Source organism: Methylopila sp. Yamaguchi (assembly GCF_002897035.1).
GTDB lineage: Bacteria > Pseudomonadota > Alphaproteobacteria > Rhizobiales > Methylopilaceae > Methylopila.
The window spans coordinates 162881-177856 of the sequence record NZ_BAUX01000004.1 but is presented as its reverse complement, the minus strand read 5'-3'; the positions used below and the strand labels follow the sequence as shown (position 1 = coordinate 177856).

Genomic DNA, 14976 nt, shown 5'->3' with positions numbered 1-14976 from the left:
TGTCAGACGTCCCACACGAGATGCGGCTGCACGCGGATGCGCGAGGCGTCGAGTTCAACGAGGCCTTCGCGGGTCCGGATGGACCAGCGCGAGGCGGTTCGAATGCAGCCAAAGGTCAGGTCACCGCCCTTGGCGCGCGGCACGCGCACCAGACCGATGGCGCCGAGGCGCGCTGCGGCCGCAGTCGTCAGAGCGAGGCCGGCTCGCGCCGCCTCCGAGCTCACATAGGCGTCTACCCCGCCCTCTCGCTGAAGGAAGCGATAGGCGGACACGGGGCCGGAGACGCGGCCCAGTAGCGGTTCAAGCGCGAAGTCCGGGCGGACCACGGCGACCCAGCGCGCGAGGAACAGCAGGCAGTGGCTGTCCTGCCAAAAGCGCACGTCCTCGCTCACCTCGTCGAGATACTCGTCGAGGCGTTCTTCGGTGATCGGCATGGGCATCTAGAACTTCGGGAAGACCTTGACGCTGCCCTGCTCGAGCCCGCCGATTTCCGAGAAGAAGGCGTCCGTCGGGTGCAGCTGCCGGTGCTGAGCGTCGCTCCACGAGTACAACTGCGAGCTCGACCGGGTGATCTGCTGAGAGCCGACCTTCAGGGACAGCGTCTGGCTCCCGCTGCTCAGCTCGCCGTCCTCCATCGATCCGCCGCTGTCGCGCGCGCCGAACTCGCCGGCCTCGCCGTTCCAGATCCAGGTCGCGCCGCCGATCATCTGGAGCTTGTGGTCGTAGGTGACACGGCCGATGAACACCTCGGCGCCCTCGGCGAGATCGGCCTCGACGTCGAACATCTCGGCGATGTCGCTCGGCACGCCTGGCAGGGTGAACGAGACCTCGTCGGAGACCCCGTTGATGGTCTGCTTGAGCGCCGGGATCGGCCCGAGGCCGGGGAAGCAGGTGTAGTAGGCGCCGTCCACATCCTCGACGCCGTCGGCCGGCAGATAGACCCCGATGTTCGCGGACGTCAGCCGGCTGATCGAGCCGTCGGTCCAGACGATCCTCGCCACCACATCGAAGCCGCTCACGTTCGCATACGCCTCGATCGGAGCCGGCTCCGGCGGGGGCAGCGCGCTCATACCGTCGCGCCCGAGAGGACGCGCAGCTCCTCGAGGAAGGTCACGGACGAGAAGGAGACGATGTCCTCCTCGTAGCTCATGCCGTTCGGGTCAGCGAGGCGCATGAGGCAGCGTGGGTTGTCGAAATCGAGCTCTGTCCCGGCTGCGGTGGGCTCGCGCAGCGGCGGGTTGATCTCGATCGTGTAGTCATAGCCGACGACCTGCCCGCTCACGACGACGTCAGCCATCGCGTTAACCCCGGCGACCTCGTAAAGCCGCGCTTCGGCGACCGGATGGACGATCGTGAAGGGTTCGGCGCCTTGCAGCGGCTGCGCCCCCAGGATCCGCACCTGAATTTCGGTCGCGCCGTGGGCGGCCGCCGCGGTCAGCGACGCGCCGATGGTCTGTCCGGCGTAGCCTGCGCCGTCGCTGAAGAACGTGCCGTCGCTGTGCGGGATCTGATCGGCCGGCACGCCAAGCGCCTGGGCGAACCACAGGCGACGGAGCACCGGCACGACCATGACGCCGGAGCCGTTGCGTTGGCGGGCCCGCAGCGCCCGCCATGCGCGGTACTCCTGCTCCGTCTCCAGCCAGATGTCGGCGTAGGTCAACTTCCACAGCCCGCCGCGGCCCACGCCGAAGCGGTCCGGCGTGTCGTTCGCGAGCGATCGGAGCCCCTCGATCGACCCGCCGACAACGTCGCACTGCATCTTCCCGCACTCGAACAGGTCGATCGGATAGACGTCGCGGCCGGCCATCAGTTCGTGTGCCCGTGCTTGCGGTAGAAGGCCTGCGTCGAGGGGTAGGACTGGTTCGAGACCTGGACCGCCTTCGCCCCGGCCCGGGCGCTCTCGCTCTTCGCGACTGGCTTCGCCGTCTGGACCATCTTCGCCTGCAGCAGCTTGTTATCGAGTTCGAGCCGCACGACCGTCTCCGAGCCGCCATAGGACGGCGCGGGCGGAGGCGGAGCGGACGGAACGGAGCCGAGGACGCTCCACCCGTTGTCGTTCGCGAGGTCGTAGTTGTCGTTCCCAACGTAGCCGCCGTCCGCGAAGCCCGGCATGCCGTTCCGCAACGCCTCCAGCGCCCCGACACCGATCCGGCTCGTGCTGGCCGCGTCGAAGACGTATTCGCCGCGGTGGACGACGCCAGCCGGCTCATGCTTCCCGCCGTGGCCGGTGTAGCCGCCCTCGTCGAAGCCGAAGATCGAACCGACCACGCCGAGAATCCCACCGATGCCGCCACCTCCCCCGCCGCCGGCGGACCCGATGCCGCCGAGGATCGTGTTGAGCACCGAGCCGAACATCCCGAGGAAGCCCTGCCCGATCTGGCCGGCCCCCTGGACGATCGAGCCGAGCGCGCCAGTGAATCCAGTGCTGAACGTGTTCGCCGCGCCCTCGGCGGACGTGGCGAGCAGGTTGGTCGAGGCGCCGAGCTTCGACGCGTCGGCGGCGACGCCCTCCGGGCTGATGGTCGTGTTTGCGAACTGGGTGAAGCTGTTGCCGAGCGTCCCGAGCCCGTCGTTCGCTGTGCCGGCGGTCTGCGCCAGAGTGGCGAGGTTGTCGTTCGCAGCAGCCGCGCCGGGCATCGCCGCGCCGCCGGCGGTGAGCGTCGCCTGCGCCGGCGTGCTGTAGGCCTCGCGCAACCAGCCCGGAGCGTTCGCCCCGCGGCCGCCCGCGCCCCAGACGCCGGGCGAGCCAAAGCCGACGTGCATGCTGCCCGGCTGCATGTAGCCGGGGCCGGCGCCGAAGCCGGTCACGCCGTTCGCGCGCGCCTGCCGCACGATGTCCTGGTAGACCGGCACGTCCGCCGGGTTGTTCCAGTCCAACCGCCGGCCGTTCTGCGAGAAGAACACGTCCGCGGCGTTGCCGTGGTCGTGGCGCGTCGAGCCGACCCGCGGCCCGCCTGAGCCAATGCCCGCTTGTCCGCCGGAGAAGACCTCCATCTGGATGCCCTTCTGGGGCAGGAAGGAGAAGGCGTTTACGAGCTTCGGGTCGAGCGGCTGGTTCCGGGTCGCGCTCTGGTTCGCGTATTTCAGCCAACCGCCGGCGTCGAAGGCCTGCGCCACCCGCGCGTTGACGCCGTTGTCGTTCGTCGCGGCGCCGGTGATCGCCGCGAGCGGGGCCTTCGTGACATCGCCGCCGGCGCCGAGGCCGAGGAGGCCGCCGACACCTGGCGCGGTTGCGCCGACGGTAGTGACGAACAGCGCCGAGGCGGCGGAGGAGCCGTCTCGCTTCCCGCCGAACACCCCCTTCAGGCCTAGGCTGTCACCGACCATCGAGAAGGCTTGGTCGTAGAGGTTGTCCCAAGCCTTCTTCGACGCGTCGTCGAGCAGCCGGCGACCAGCGGCCGCGAAGGATTTGCCGATCCCCTCGCCCGAACGGAGGCTGTCGCCGAGCGTGGACCAAGCGTCCTTGCCGACCTCCTTCATCTCGCGCAGCGCGTCGTTGATCTCGAGCTGCTGGCGAAAGTAGTCCGCGGCCGCGACCCGCACGCCGTCGATCTCGATCGCCTGCCGGCCGGCTTCCGTCGGCGCGCCGTTGTGCAGCAGCCCGGCATCCGTCAGCTGGCGATCGATGTTGGCGTCGCCGTCCGTCATGAACAGGCGGCGACGGTCGTCGCTGATGCTCTGCGCGAGGTTCGCCTGCCGCCGGACCTGCGCGAGCCGCGCGAGCTCGTCGGCCTCGCGGCGGATGCTCTCGGTCGTCTCGGCGGAGACGCGGTTGTAGTCGCCCGTCAGCTCGAACGCGCGCTGCCGCGCCTCGTTGGTCAATTCCATCACCGTGCGGAGGCGGTCATTCTCCTGAGCGGATTGCCCGATCGACTCGGCCTCAAGCTCCGCGGCGGCCAAGCGCTGGCGCGACGCCTCGTTCTGCCCTGCCGCGTAGTCTCGATCGGCCTTCGCCGCGTCTTCCATCACCCGGGCGGCCGCGGCCCGCGCCTCGGCCTCGCCGTCGAACGCGCGCTCGAGATCTCCAGCGACCTGGACACGAGCACGCGCAGCCTCGATCTCCGCGCGCTGAGCGGGCGTGCGCGCGTTGATGGCGGCGAGGTCCAGCTCCCGAAGCCGCCGCGCCTTCTCGGCGGGCGGCAGATAGCTTTCGATCGCGGCGGTGACGCGGGCCAGAGCCTCCCTGTTGACGTTCAGGTCGGCCGCGCCGCGCGCGATGGCCGGATCACTGATGGAGGCCGCCAGCTTGGCCTGCTTTTCCAGAAGGTCCTGGTAGTCGGAGGGCCCGCTAACTATCCCCCGTGCGATCCCGCCGGCCTCAATCGCCTTCTGATTGGCCGCGTCCTGAAGGTTCTTCTCGAGATCGGCCTGGCGCTTCCGGATGCGCTCCTCGGCGTCGCGGATCGTCTGCTGATCCAGATCATTGCCGCCGGCGCCGCCGCTGAACCAACCCATGATCGGGTTGTCGCGGCGGTACTGCATCCTCCCCCGCGCGGCGTCGATCATCCGGCGGTCATCCGCTTCGGACGGCTGCTGAGCAATCCCTGCCAGCCACCTGCCATAGGCGTCCGTCGCGTCATCGATGTTCTTCTTGACGGTGTCCCACACCGTGCTCTGCTCGCGCAGTTTGTTGGTCGGCTCCGCCATCGCGGAAGAGAACTGACGGAACATCTCCGCGGCGGCGCCCGTCCGATCGCCCATGCGGTCCAGCCGCTGAATGGTCTGGAGAGACCGATCGTCGAGGAAGGCGAGCTTCTCGTTCAGCTCCTGCGCGCCCTTCGCCGAGTTGGCGAACGCCCGCGTGATCTCTTCCCCTGCCGCCGCGACATCCTGGTGGGAAACCGCCGCGAAGGCTTCAACGATGTCCCCGGACAGCTGCTCTGCAAGCTGCGGGCCAACGTTGCCGGTCGCCATGAGAGCGGCGACGCGCTCGCGAGCGACGCGTACCGAGACGTTCCCTGCCGCGGCCGCCCGCTGGGCGGCGGCCTCAGCTTCCGCGACCGTCGTTCCGGTCAGGCGCCCGAGCCCCTGAAGCGACTGCTCAAGCTGCTTGGCGGAGGTGCTCGCTCGATCGAACGCATAGGCCGCGTAGACGCCGAACGCGACCGCCGCGGCGCCGGAGACAGTCAGCGGGGTCACCATCGCCCACACCGATGCAGCCACCTCCTTCAGCGCCTTCATCGCCCCGCCGGGGGCGGACTGCAGGATCTGGAAGGTCTGCCCGGACTGTGTCGCGATGACCTGCAGGATGCTCGACCCCGACATCAGCATCGTCACGCCGTCGTTCACTTGGAACGACAGGTTCTGCCACTGATGCCCGAGCAGCCCGACACCTTTGGACGCGTCGGTCGCCGTCTTGCCCATGCTCGAGATGCGCCGGGAAGCTTCGATGTTGGCGAGGTTTTGTCCGCCCATCGCCCCGAGGCGATCCCAACCTCCAGATCGATAGGACGCCTGGGCGGAAGCCGCTCGCTGCGCCTCCCGCGCGGTTTCGGCCAATGCAGCCCCCGCCTGACGGGCCGCTGCCGTCGTCCCATTGAGGACGCCGATCTGTTCCGCGAACGCGCTCTTGGTCCGCGCGAGTGCGGCGGCCCTCTCGCCGTCGGAAATGGCGCCGACCCGATGGGCGCGATTTATCTCGTCGAGATCGCTTCGATACCGCTCCTGCGCTGCGAACAAAGGGGAAAAGCGCGCGCGCAGCTGGTCGAGCTGCGTGCCGTAAGCCTGGACGTCTTCCCCGCGCTGCGCGCCACCGAAATCGGACCGGACGCCCACCATGTTGTCGATGCGCGACTGAACCGTCGGGGCCTTCTGCACCCCCGCAGCCATCTCGTCGAACTTTTGCCGGGCGCGCCCCGCAGCTGCCGCCAGCTCGTCGGTCGTGATGACGCCCATGCTCGCCATGGTGCGGTAATCGGCAATCTCGGCGGTCAGCTTGGCCTGAGCAGCCGCGAGAGGGTTTAGTTCGGATCGCAACTGGGATGCGGCGGTCTCCATCCGCACAAGTTCGCGCTCAAAGGCGGCTCCCGAGTCGGACGCCGCCTTCGTGGTGTTGAGGATCAGGCCGAGTTCGCGATTAAGGGAGGCGTGGACCTGTACATGCGCCTGATCCAGCGGAGAGTTGGTCGCGGCGCCGGCCGTTTCCAGCGCGCGCTGCATCCGCTCAATGTTCTTTGCTGCGGCGTCCGCGCTCACAGCGCCAACGTCCATCGCCTTGATTGTGCGGTTCAGGTCCTGTTCGAAGCGCAGGTAAGCTTTTGCGACGCCATCAACGCGAGCCTGGGAGCTCGCCCACGCGCGCTGCGAAGCCTCCTGCTTACGGGTCGAGACGTCGGTCGCCGCCCCCGACTGATCAGCCGCCTTTGCGAGTCCCAAGTGTGCCGACTTGACGGCATCCATGTCTGCCCGGAGCTTGTCCAGACCGACCGAGCGCCCACGCACGGTCAACTCGCGGATGGCCGTGAGGGACATCGACATGGTGCTATCCGGTTGTGGAATCTTGACGCCTCACGCAGCATGGCGGCCATCGCCACCACCTGCTCGCGGGCGCATCGATGTTCAGGTCATAGCTCTAAATTTTGCCGCCGCTTCAGCACCGGCCCACTGAATTGATTAGAGCAACATTATTCAATTTTAGTTTCGTGCATCAGTCGACAGCACTATATTTTACACGATATGACGTATTTTTCTGATCATAAGGGGGATGCGACTTGAGCGTGTTTTTAATGATCGTCGGAATCCTAGGATGGGTAGCAGGGGCCCTGATTTTGCTAACTGCGCAGGGCGCAATTCATGAAGGAATCGCGATAGTTTCTATGGGACTCTCCACTCTAACTATCGGCATCAGCGCAATACTAGGGTGGCTATCCAAGATCTCTGGGCAGCTGCAGTCGATCGAAATCAGTGCGAACGATGTCCGCATGGCTCTGGTGTCCCCCGAAGATTACACGCCTTCGCAAGCCACTCACCCCGAGCCTCAGAACGGTTACATCGTTCCCCGGCCTGATCTTAAGGATCCGCGATACCGTACTTTCTAGCCGCTACCAAACGCCAAGAAAATGAAAGGCGTTGCTGCGACCATTTTAGGAATCGGCGGGGCCCTCCATCTTCTCCGCGATTTTGGTCAGTAGGTCGCGGATCGCCGCCCCGTCCTTGATCGACACTGCGCCGCCGATGTCGTCCTTGCCCTTCGGCTTCCGCCGCTCGAGGAACTCGTCGTCCATCGCCCGGATCATGCGCTCGAACCGGTCGAACTCGTGGGTCGTCGCGATGCCGCTGCGGATGGCAAACCGGTCGATCGCCTCGAACGGAATGCGGCCCTCCCCCATCCCGATCGAGCGGCTCGGGCTCAGCCGGAAGAACGCGTCGAAGAAGAACGCGCTTTCCGGCCACAGATCGGGCTTGTTGAGGTAGTCGGCCGGGAGCGGCCGGCCCTTCTTCTCAAGTTTCGCGATGGCCTTGCCTTCGCCGGACCACTTCAGGTGCCAGCGGAGGCAGTCTCGGAGTTTCCCTCCACAGCCTCTTCGTCGTCGCCGTTCTCTTCGGCCACGATCGACGCCGCGTAGAGGATGCCCCCGCGCAGGGCCACGAAGTCCGGGTCCGCGATGAGGTCGGTCGCGGCTTCCTTGCTGAACGCCAGCGGGTTGCCGTCGTCGCCCTCGATGCCGTCCCAGTCGAGCAGGATGGTGTCGATGATGCACCGGCTCTCGATGCGCGTCTGATCCTCGACGCTCAGGCCGTTGCGGCGGTTCTTCCGCGGGACGGCCAGGATCAGCTTGTTCTGCAGCCGGCGGTAGTCGGTGTTCCCAATGCCGCGGACCTTGAAGCGGACACCTTCGAGCTCGGGGATGTCCCCGACCCAGGCGCCCTCTTCGAGCTTCGCGGCGTCGATCTTGATGGCGGACAGCTTCATTGGGAGTAGCGCCTTTCAGGTCGCGTGAGAGCGGCCCGCCATAGGCGGCGCCGCGCAGATTACGGGGTGAGGAGAGCCGCCAGCGCTTCCGCAAGATCCGAGTTGATCGCGAGGCTGTAGTTGCGGCGGATGAGGTTGTCGTTCTGGCCGACGTTCAATCGGCGGGACGCCACGAGCGCCCGGAAGTAGATCGTCGTGGACGAGTACCCGGTGTCCGGGGCGTCCGGCAGGACGATCTTGAAGGCATAGTTCTTCTTGGTCTTGGAGGCCGCGATCAGCGCCGCCTGGCCCGCGTCGAGCGGGTCGTGGAAGCAGCGCAGGGCCAAGGTGCCCGCGTCGTTGGCGCCCTTCGCTTTCCGGACACGACCGTCCTTCAGCGTGGTGCCCGAGACGATGTTCGCCTCGTCGCCGAACTCGCCCAGGTCCTCGACCATGTCGATCTCGGCATAGGTGAGGGCGGCGAACTCGGAGGTCGTGTCGACAGACGGGAGGACGACGGGCCCGATGTAGATGCGGGCGTCGGTCGCAGTGATGATGTCGCCCATGAGAGGGGCTCCTTCTAAGGGACGGCTGACGTCTCACGACGCTGGCGGGCGGCCTTGCCTAAGGGCCGTTTGGCGGAACTGACGAGCGCTGCTGCGCGCCGTCAGGATGCGGAAAGGGCGGCGGCCTTCGCGGCGCGCTTGGTCGCGGCGGCGTCGGCGGGGACGAGGGCTTCGGCTGCGAGGGCGCCCTTCACGGACGGATCCTCGACGTTCAGGTTGACGTCCTTGGTCTCGCCCGGCTTGAAGCTGGTGAACGTCGGATCGGTCGGGGTGCCGCCGGTCGCGAAGTCCAGGCTGCCTTTGGTCGTGTTGGTGTACTTCGGCATCGGATCCTCCGTCAGCCGGTGAACGTGAACGCGTACGGGATGACGAGGGCGGTCACGAAGTAGTTGCCGTCGTCGTTCGCGTCGCCGACGTAGGTGTCGCCGGGGACGAAGGTCCGGACGCCGGAGAACTTCCGGTCCCGAAACAGGGTGGCGATCTCCTCGGCCCAGGCTGACGCCTTCGCGAGGCCCTCGCCGATCTCGACCGCGATTACGACGCGGATGCCTCCCTCCTCCCGGTAGAGACGGCGGTTCACGATCGGCCGCCCCTTGTCGGAGGCTGGGAACTGCAGCCGCAGGTAAGGAGATCCGCTCTCAGGCGCGTCGCCCTCGACGTTCGCGTCTAGGATCGCCGACTTGTTCCAATTGCTCTCAAGCCGCGCGGTGACCGCGGCGATGACGTCCGGATGAGCCATGATCAGTCCCGCCCGGTGACGACGATCGCGGGCAGCCGCGTCTCGCGTTCGATCGTGTGAGCCGACCGCTTCGCCGCCGACGCCGACTTGCCGCCCTTCCGACCTCCGAGCGCGACGTAGTCGAGCAGCGTGGAGCGATAGGTGAAGCGCACCTTCGCCAGGTTGCCGAACCGGCGCTGTGCGAGCTCGGCGACGACCTGGAACACCCCGTCCGGCGCCTGATCGGACAGGCCCCGTTCGATCTTCCGCGCGTACGGCACGCCCGGCAGGAACACGTATTCGCTCGCGGCCGGGTACTGCGCGCCGGCCGGCACCTCGACGCCGCCCGCCAGCAGGTGGAACGACTCCCGGTATTCGCCAGTCAGCACCGGAGCGTGGTTCACGAGCTGCTCGGCGATGTAGACGAACACGTCGTCGAGCATCTCGAAGGCGAAGACGACGGTGCCGTCTGGGCGCACCGCGTCGATCGACCCGCCCGGACGCCCGTCCACGAACGTCGCGTGCGGCGGGACCCGGCCCAGCGCTTGGCGGTTGACCTCCTGCGCCTCCGCGAGCTGTGCGCGCGCAAAGCTCGCCAACTGCCGGCTCTGCGCGGCCGGCGATAGCTCCTCATCGACGATGGCGCGGATGTCGAGGTCGATCGGATCGACCTTCGTCCGCAGCGACATCAGCCTCTCACCCGCAGCTCGTACGCGATCAGCACGCCGGCGACCCGTCGCGTCTGATCGTCCACCGCCTGCACCGTCATCTTGCGGGCGCCCTGCAAGATGGCGTCGGTCGAGCCGGACTTGATCGGCATCGGGAAGTCGCCGAGGTCGTCCGCCATGAAAATCACCTTGCTGTCGCCCTGCTGGACGTTGCCGGTGAGCTCCTGAGGCTCGTAGCCGGTGACCCGCGCCTTGAACGTGACCTCCGGGCCGCCGCCGCCCGACAGCCCGCGTCGGAGCGTGACGGGGCCTCCGTTGCGGCCGATCTGGCGACGATAGGCGGCCTTGGCCTGCTCAGGCGTCATCAGCGCACCCGCGCGAGCCGGTAGGGCCGGAGAAGCGTCTCAGCCTCGGGAGAGGCGAGTTGGCTCCGAGCCCCCGGCACCCAGAACGTGATCTCTCCGACGCCGTCCACGTCCTCGCTCTTGACGAGCGGGTCGCGGCCCTGCGTAGACAGCGCAGCGCCGACGAGTTGGATCACAGCGCGCTCGACATCGGCTGGAAGGTCGGCGCCGGTCTCGCCGGGCAGCACGTAGCCCGCGACGTAGCGGACAGCGAGGACGGAGCCGCCCCAGAACATCCGGCGGCCTGATGCGGCGCTCAGGCGCCACAGGAATCCCCGGTCGGTCTCATAATCCGCGGAGGAGATCGCCGAGCCGTTCCAAGTCACCGTCTCGACGGAGCTTACGGGGCCCCGCTCCAGCAGCAGGGCTCGGTTGAGATCGCAGGCGCGGATGGTTTGCAGCACCGTCTCGCGGGCGAAGGTCCGCCGACAGAACCGCTCAGCGGCCGCGCTCGCCTGGTCGATGAACCGCTCGACTTGGGCATCCGACGGCGTCTGCGACCCAAGGCCCAGATCCATCCGGACATGCTCGACCGTCGTCAGCCTCCGCGACGTGGCAGATTCGACGACGGTCAGCATCCGATGCCCGCCTTACTTGGAGTCGCCGGACTTCGCGTCCGGCTCGGCGACAGAGACGCCCTGCTCGCGCAGGTTCTTCGCGACGGCTTCGCTCTCGCTCAGGCCCGGGTCGTTGAAGTCGATCCGGTTCTGGTCGAGCGTCGTGTCCTTCCGCGGGTTGTCGTCCACGGCCGGATGCGACGGGTCGAAGTCGGTCACCTGGACCGGCGCGCCCGAGGTCGAGAACTCGGTAGCGGCGGGGATGTTCGCCGGCGCGGCGCCGGCCTCTTCGGCGGGCTTGTCGCCTGCCGTGGTCTTGGTCGTGGCCATCAGCGGCCTCCGTCAGCTTGAGGAAGGCGCGACGGGCCGGTCGACCCGCCGCAGTGGCGCGGCGCTTAGGACGCCGCGACCTTGAGGGCCCGCATGGGCTCGGGGTTGTAGACGCCGCCGCCGACGCGCTTCGTCGTGTAGAAGTGGACGAAGGGCTTGTTGGTGTAGGGGTCGCGGAGAACGTTGATGCCGATCCGGTCGATGACCAGGTAGGTCTTCTCCATATCCCCGTAGAGGGCGGCGATGTTGCCCGCGGCGACCGCCGGCATGCCGGGGACCTCGACGACCGGGGAGCCGTTGATGGTCTGCGGCTCGCCAGCGACGTAGGCGGGCTGCCAGAGGTAGTTCCCCTGCCCGTCCTTCAGCTTGCGCGCGGCGCCGAGGGAAAGCCGATTGATGTACAGCTTCGCGCCCGCCGCGAACTCGGACGGGAGCGAGTACATCAGGTCAATGAAGCCGTCGCCGGTCAGCGCGGCGGCCGCGCCGGTGGGGACCACGGGGATCGCGCCCCACGGGTGACGAGCGGCATTCGCGGCGCCGGTCACGTAGGTCAGGAGGCCGTGGGGCTTGTTGGTGCCGTCGCCCGAGAGGAAGGCGATGCCTTCCTGGCGGGAGAACTCCACCTCGACCTCAGCCGCGAGCCACTGCTCGAGGTCGAGGGCCGCGTCCTGCAGCAGCTGCATGGAGATCGCGGGGTTCGCGTAGAGCTCGCCCGGGGTGAAGTCCAGCGACCCGATCGCCGGCGTCGTGGTGGCGGGACGCGAGGCCGTCTCCCCCACCCAGCCGGAGCCGACGGCGCGGTCGTTGAACAGCTTCTTGAAGCCGGCGACCGAGATCGAGATCACCCGAGCGTTCTCGCGGATCTTGGAGATCTGCTTGAGCTTGTCTGTGACGGTGCGATCCCACTCGACCGGCGCGAAGTAGCCGCCCTCGGTGTCCGCGCTCTTGGTGAGCGCCGCGCTGACCTCGCCGCGGCGCATGTGTGCCTTGAAGGCCGCGAGCGCCTCGGGCGACGTCGGCTCGATGTCGCCCACCAGCTTGCCGGGGCCGGCCTTCTCGGCCGCCAGCTTGATCGCGAGCTCGTCGCACGCCGCCTGGAGCTTGCCGACGGCCTCGTTGATGCGGTCGACCTTCTCGGTCATGACGACATCGTCGACCTTCGCCTTGAGCTTCTCGTCGTTGGAGGTCTTGAAGTCCTCGAACGCGGAGAGCAGCTCGGCGACGACCTTCTTCGGGTCGGTGGCGTCCGCCCGCACCCGCGCGGCGACGATCGCCCGCGGAACCGGGCGGGCCGAGCCGAGTAGATCAGGGGTCGAGCCCAGTTTCGGCAGACGGGCAAGCCGCCCGCTGATGTCGGCGCGGACCGGGCCGACGACGGCGCGCGGCACGGTGAGGGAGGAAGCGGGCAGCACCAGCATGGCGCTGTAGACAGCCACTTCGCGAGCGGCGTGGGCGACGTCGGGCGCCATGACGGCGAAGCACGTCGCCAGGAGCGCGACGCCGAGCGCCGCGACCAGGAGGGTCTTCATTGATGTGCTCCTTGAGAGCGTAGAAGGTCTCGGAGACCGGCGAGATCGCCGATCAGGCTCAGGTCGTCGACAGCGCCCGGCGTGTCGTCTTCAGGGGCAGCGCCTGGCGTGCCCTTGATCCGGTTGATGCGGTCGCGCGCTTCGGTGCGCGTCAGACCCGCGTGGACAAGCTGGAGCTCCATGGCGCGCAGATCGTTGACCTGCTTCGCCTGCTCCTTGGTCTTGTCATCCTTCGTCATCTTCTCCGACGGCAGCAGCTCGTCGGCGAAGCCGCGCTCGATCGCGACCGAGCCCGACATGTAGGTCTCGTCGTCCATCCACTTGGCGACGGCGGCGGCCTCCTTGCCGGTCCGCGCCGCGTAGACGGCGGCCATCGCGCTGTCGAAGGGCTCCAGGAAGGCGGAGGTCTCCTCCATGTCGTGCCGGTTCCCGATCGCCACGACCCAGCAGTTGTGGATCATCAGGAACGACGCGGCGCCGATCTGGATCGTGTCGCCGGCCATCGCGATGATGGACGCCGCAGACGCGGCCATGCCCATCACCTTCACGGTGATCTTCTGGGGATGCTCGCGGAGTACGTTGTAGATCGCGATGCCCTCGAACATGTCGCCGCCGGGCGAGTTGATCTGCACCTCGACGTCGCGGTCGCCGATCGCGCGAAGCTGCGCCGACACCTTGCGCGCCGAGATCCCCTCGCCCGACCAGAAGTCCTCGCCGATCATCCCGAAGAGGGTGATGACGTTGTCGTTCCGCTCCACCGCATGGATGCCGGCGGCCTCCGCGGTCCATTTGTCGAGGACCGTCTGGGGCGTCAGGGCGGCCACGTCTCGGCGCGCCGGTTCAGGAAGCGCGCCCGGGCGCTCGCGCGCCATCACCTTCCCGATCACGCTGCGCGGGCGGCGCGCGACGCCGCGCTTGCGGGTCTCCTCCGCGCGCTCGACGGCCTTGGGCGTCTCCGCCGCAGCCGCGTCAGGCTGAATCGCGGGCGGCCGCGTCCGTTCGCCCTCGGCCTTGCGGCCGGGGTCGCGATCTTCCTCAGCCATGCCGGCCTCCTAGTTGTCGTTGAGGGCGGGCCCGCCGTTGTGGCCCATCATCGTGTTCTGCGGCTTCTCCCGGACCGGGAGGTCGAGGGCGTCTCGGACCTCGTCCCAGTGCATCCAGGGCTGATGCCCGCCGGCGCCGAGCGCCTTCGCGAAGAACTCGCCCTGCTGCTGCATCGAGCCGCGCAGGAGTGCGCCCGGGTTGAACTTCGCTGCGAACTGCTCCTTGTCGTCGCCGACGAGCAGCGTGCGGCTGATCGCCTGCTGCCAGGCCTCGAACCACGGGTTCAGCCCGTAGCGGACGAAGAACTGGCCCAGGACGTCGATGCCAGAGCCCCAGCTCGTCTCGTCGATCATCAGCAGCGGCCGCGGCACACCGAAGATGCGGGCGATCTCCTCGACCTGACGAGCCCGCGTCTCGTTCGACTGCGAATCCTTGGCGTTCGCCCCGATCGACTTCGGCTCGACCCCATCCTCGAACAGGGGCGTCCGACCCGCGTTGTCGGCTCCGCTGTACCAGGTGTCGAAATCGTTGCGGAGACGCTCAAACGCCTCGTCGCTCATCGTCTCGGGAGCCGAGAGGTAGATGTTCGAGAACGTGCCGTTCTTAAACAGCCGCCCGATCGCAAGGTCAGCAGAGATCGCAAGCGCGATCGCGTCGGCCGCCTGCTTCACCAGCGAGATGCCGCGGATACCGTCTCGGGTCATCCCGCGGATGTGCAGGATCTCGCTCGCATCGAAGTCCCGGGCGCCGCGGTCACTCGGCGTGTAGCGGTAGCCGACCGACCAATCGTCGTTCTGCTTCGGCTTCACGTGCGCCGGGTTCAGCGGGATCATCCGCAGGATCGTCCGCGGATCGTTGGGGCGCCGCACCACCAGGGCGTAACCGTCGCCCTCCGTCAGCGCCCAGTGCTGCAGCAGCGTCCGGAAGTCGAACGCCGACTGGAAGTTGTTCGGCTCGCGGTGCAGCAACGGGAAAAGCGGGTGGTCCTTCGCCTTCTCCTTCGTGCCGTTGTCGATCAGGTGCAGCGGCAGCATGCCGACGGTCTGCGAGATCAGGCTCACCGACCGGTGCACCGCCGGCACCTTCATCGCCTTCTCGGTCGTCACGCTCACGCCCGACGGCGTCATCGTGCCGAGGCAGAGGAACTCCCGGAGCCGCTCGTCGTCGAGCGAGATGAACTGCCCAACGTCCGCGCGGGGCCCGGCGCGGCGGCCCTCCTCTGCGGGCTTCGCGGCGGCCCGCCCGCGGAAGAGGTCCATGATCCCCATG

16 protein-coding genes are annotated in these 14976 nt (G+C 67.9%); all 16 read right to left on the bottom strand.

What is annotated here, in order from left to right; translation table 11 throughout:
- Positions 1–2 precede the first annotated feature (2 nt).
- The 16 genes from METY_RS06620 to METY_RS06545 all read right to left on the bottom strand — a co-directional run bounded on the left by METY_RS06620 (position 3) and on the right by METY_RS06545 (position 14975).
- Positions 3–440, bottom strand: a complete 438-nt coding sequence (locus tag METY_RS06620) for a DUF6950 family protein (protein ID WP_103120596.1) — start codon at positions 438–440, stop codon at positions 3–5.
- Positions 441–1019, bottom strand: coding sequence for a hypothetical protein (locus METY_RS06615; RefSeq protein ID WP_146035672.1), 579 nt, complete (start codon positions 1017–1019; stop codon positions 441–443). It abuts the gene before it with no gap.
- A gap of 47 nt (positions 1020–1066) precedes the next feature.
- Positions 1067–1807: a hypothetical protein gene (locus METY_RS06610; protein WP_103120594.1), complete on the bottom strand. Its 741-nt coding sequence runs from the start codon at positions 1805–1807 to the stop codon at positions 1067–1069.
- A complete protein-coding gene (locus METY_RS06605) occupies positions 1807–6159 on the bottom strand; it encodes a phage tail length tape measure family protein (RefSeq protein WP_160147318.1) in 4353 nt (1450 codons plus the stop codon). Before METY_RS06605 ends, METY_RS06610 begins: the two co-directional genes overlap by 1 nt.
- 923 nt (positions 6160–7082) lie before the next feature.
- A complete protein-coding gene (locus METY_RS06600) occupies positions 7083–7454 on the bottom strand; it encodes a phage tail assembly chaperone (RefSeq protein ID WP_444849072.1) in 372 nt (123 codons plus the stop codon).
- A gap of 23 nt (positions 7455–7477) precedes the next feature.
- On the bottom strand, positions 7478–7912 hold the full coding sequence (locus tag METY_RS06595) for a hypothetical protein (protein WP_103120591.1): 435 nt from the start codon (positions 7910–7912) through the stop codon (positions 7478–7480).
- A 59-nt stretch (positions 7913–7971) separates the two neighbouring features.
- Positions 7972–8457, bottom strand: coding sequence for a phage tail tube protein (locus METY_RS06590; RefSeq protein WP_103120590.1), 486 nt, complete (start codon positions 8455–8457; stop codon positions 7972–7974).
- Between the two features lie 101 nt (positions 8458–8558).
- Entirely contained in the window at positions 8559–8783 is a 225-nt protein-coding gene (locus METY_RS06585; RefSeq protein WP_103120589.1) for a hypothetical protein, read from the bottom strand.
- A gap of 11 nt (positions 8784–8794) precedes the next feature.
- Complete coding sequence (locus tag METY_RS06580) at positions 8795–9196, bottom strand: phage tail terminator-like protein (protein WP_103120588.1); 402 nt, start codon at positions 9194–9196, stop codon at positions 8795–8797.
- A gap of 2 nt (positions 9197–9198) precedes the next feature.
- On the bottom strand, positions 9199–9864 hold the full coding sequence (locus METY_RS06575) for a hypothetical protein (RefSeq protein WP_200819612.1): 666 nt from the start codon (positions 9862–9864) through the stop codon (positions 9199–9201).
- A complete protein-coding gene (locus METY_RS06570) occupies positions 9864–10208 on the bottom strand; it encodes a hypothetical protein (protein WP_103120586.1) in 345 nt (114 codons plus the stop codon). The genes METY_RS06575 and METY_RS06570 overlap by 1 nt, the downstream gene beginning before the upstream one ends.
- Positions 10208–10825 carry a hypothetical protein gene (locus METY_RS06565; protein ID WP_103120585.1) on the bottom strand — a complete coding sequence of 206 codons (618 nt, stop codon included), beginning with the start codon at positions 10823–10825 and terminating at the stop codon, positions 10208–10210. Before METY_RS06565 ends, METY_RS06570 begins: the two co-directional genes overlap by 1 nt.
- 12 nt (positions 10826–10837) lie before the next feature.
- Positions 10838–11134 (bottom strand): hypothetical protein, encoded by a 297-nt coding sequence (locus METY_RS06560; RefSeq protein ID WP_103120584.1) that lies wholly within the window; start codon positions 11132–11134, stop codon positions 10838–10840.
- 65 nt (positions 11135–11199) lie between these two features.
- Positions 11200–12663: a phage major capsid protein gene (locus METY_RS06555; protein WP_244593546.1), complete on the bottom strand. Its 1464-nt coding sequence runs from the start codon at positions 12661–12663 to the stop codon at positions 11200–11202.
- Entirely contained in the window at positions 12660–13706 is a 1047-nt protein-coding gene (locus METY_RS06550; protein ID WP_244593545.1) for a head maturation protease, ClpP-related, read from the bottom strand. The genes METY_RS06555 and METY_RS06550 overlap by 4 nt, the downstream gene beginning before the upstream one ends.
- 9 nt (positions 13707–13715) lie before the next feature.
- Positions 13716–14975: a phage portal protein gene (locus tag METY_RS06545; RefSeq protein WP_244593544.1), complete on the bottom strand. Its 1260-nt coding sequence runs from the start codon at positions 14973–14975 to the stop codon at positions 13716–13718.
- Position 14976: the final 1 nt, after the last annotated feature.

Excerpts from the sequence above, each read along its gene's own strand:
- METY_RS06565 (WP_103120585.1), bottom strand. The coding sequence starts at position 10,825 with ATGCTGACCGTCGTCGAATCTGCCACGTCGCGGAGGCTGACGACGGTC.
- METY_RS06580 (WP_103120588.1), bottom strand. The coding sequence starts at position 9,196 with ATGGCTCATCCGGACGTCATCGCCGCGGTCACCGCGCGGCTTGAGAGC.
- METY_RS06575 (WP_200819612.1), bottom strand. The coding sequence starts at position 9,864 with ATGTCGCTGCGGACGAAGGTCGATCCGATCGACCTCGACATCCGCGCC.
- METY_RS06595 (WP_103120591.1), bottom strand. The coding sequence starts at position 7,912 with ATGAAGCTGTCCGCCATCAAGATCGACGCCGCGAAGCTCGAAGAGGGC.
- METY_RS06560 (WP_103120584.1), bottom strand. The coding sequence starts at position 11,134 with ATGGCCACGACCAAGACCACGGCAGGCGACAAGCCCGCCGAAGAGGCC.
- METY_RS06620 (WP_103120596.1), bottom strand. The coding sequence starts at position 440 with ATGCCCATGCCGATCACCGAAGAACGCCTCGACGAGTATCTCGACGAG.
- METY_RS06590 (WP_103120590.1), bottom strand. The coding sequence starts at position 8,457 with ATGGGCGACATCATCACTGCGACCGACGCCCGCATCTACATCGGGCCC.
- METY_RS06555 (WP_244593546.1), bottom strand. The coding sequence starts at position 12,663 with ATGAAGACCCTCCTGGTCGCGGCGCTCGGCGTCGCGCTCCTGGCGACG.
- METY_RS06570 (WP_103120586.1), bottom strand. The coding sequence starts at position 10,208 with ATGACGCCTGAGCAGGCCAAGGCCGCCTATCGTCGCCAGATCGGCCGC.
- METY_RS06545 (WP_244593544.1), bottom strand. The coding sequence starts at position 14,975 with ATGGGGATCATGGACCTCTTCCGCGGGCGGGCCGCCGCGAAGCCCGCA.
- METY_RS06610 (WP_103120594.1), bottom strand. The coding sequence starts at position 1,807 with ATGGCCGGCCGCGACGTCTATCCGATCGACCTGTTCGAGTGCGGGAAG.
- METY_RS06605 (WP_160147318.1), bottom strand. The coding sequence starts at position 6,159 with ATGCAGCGCGCGCTGGAAACGGCCGGCGCCGCGACCAACTCTCCGCTG.
- METY_RS06585 (WP_103120589.1), bottom strand. The coding sequence starts at position 8,783 with ATGCCGAAGTACACCAACACGACCAAAGGCAGCCTGGACTTCGCGACC.
- METY_RS06550 (WP_244593545.1), bottom strand. The coding sequence starts at position 13,706 with ATGGCTGAGGAAGATCGCGACCCCGGCCGCAAGGCCGAGGGCGAACGG.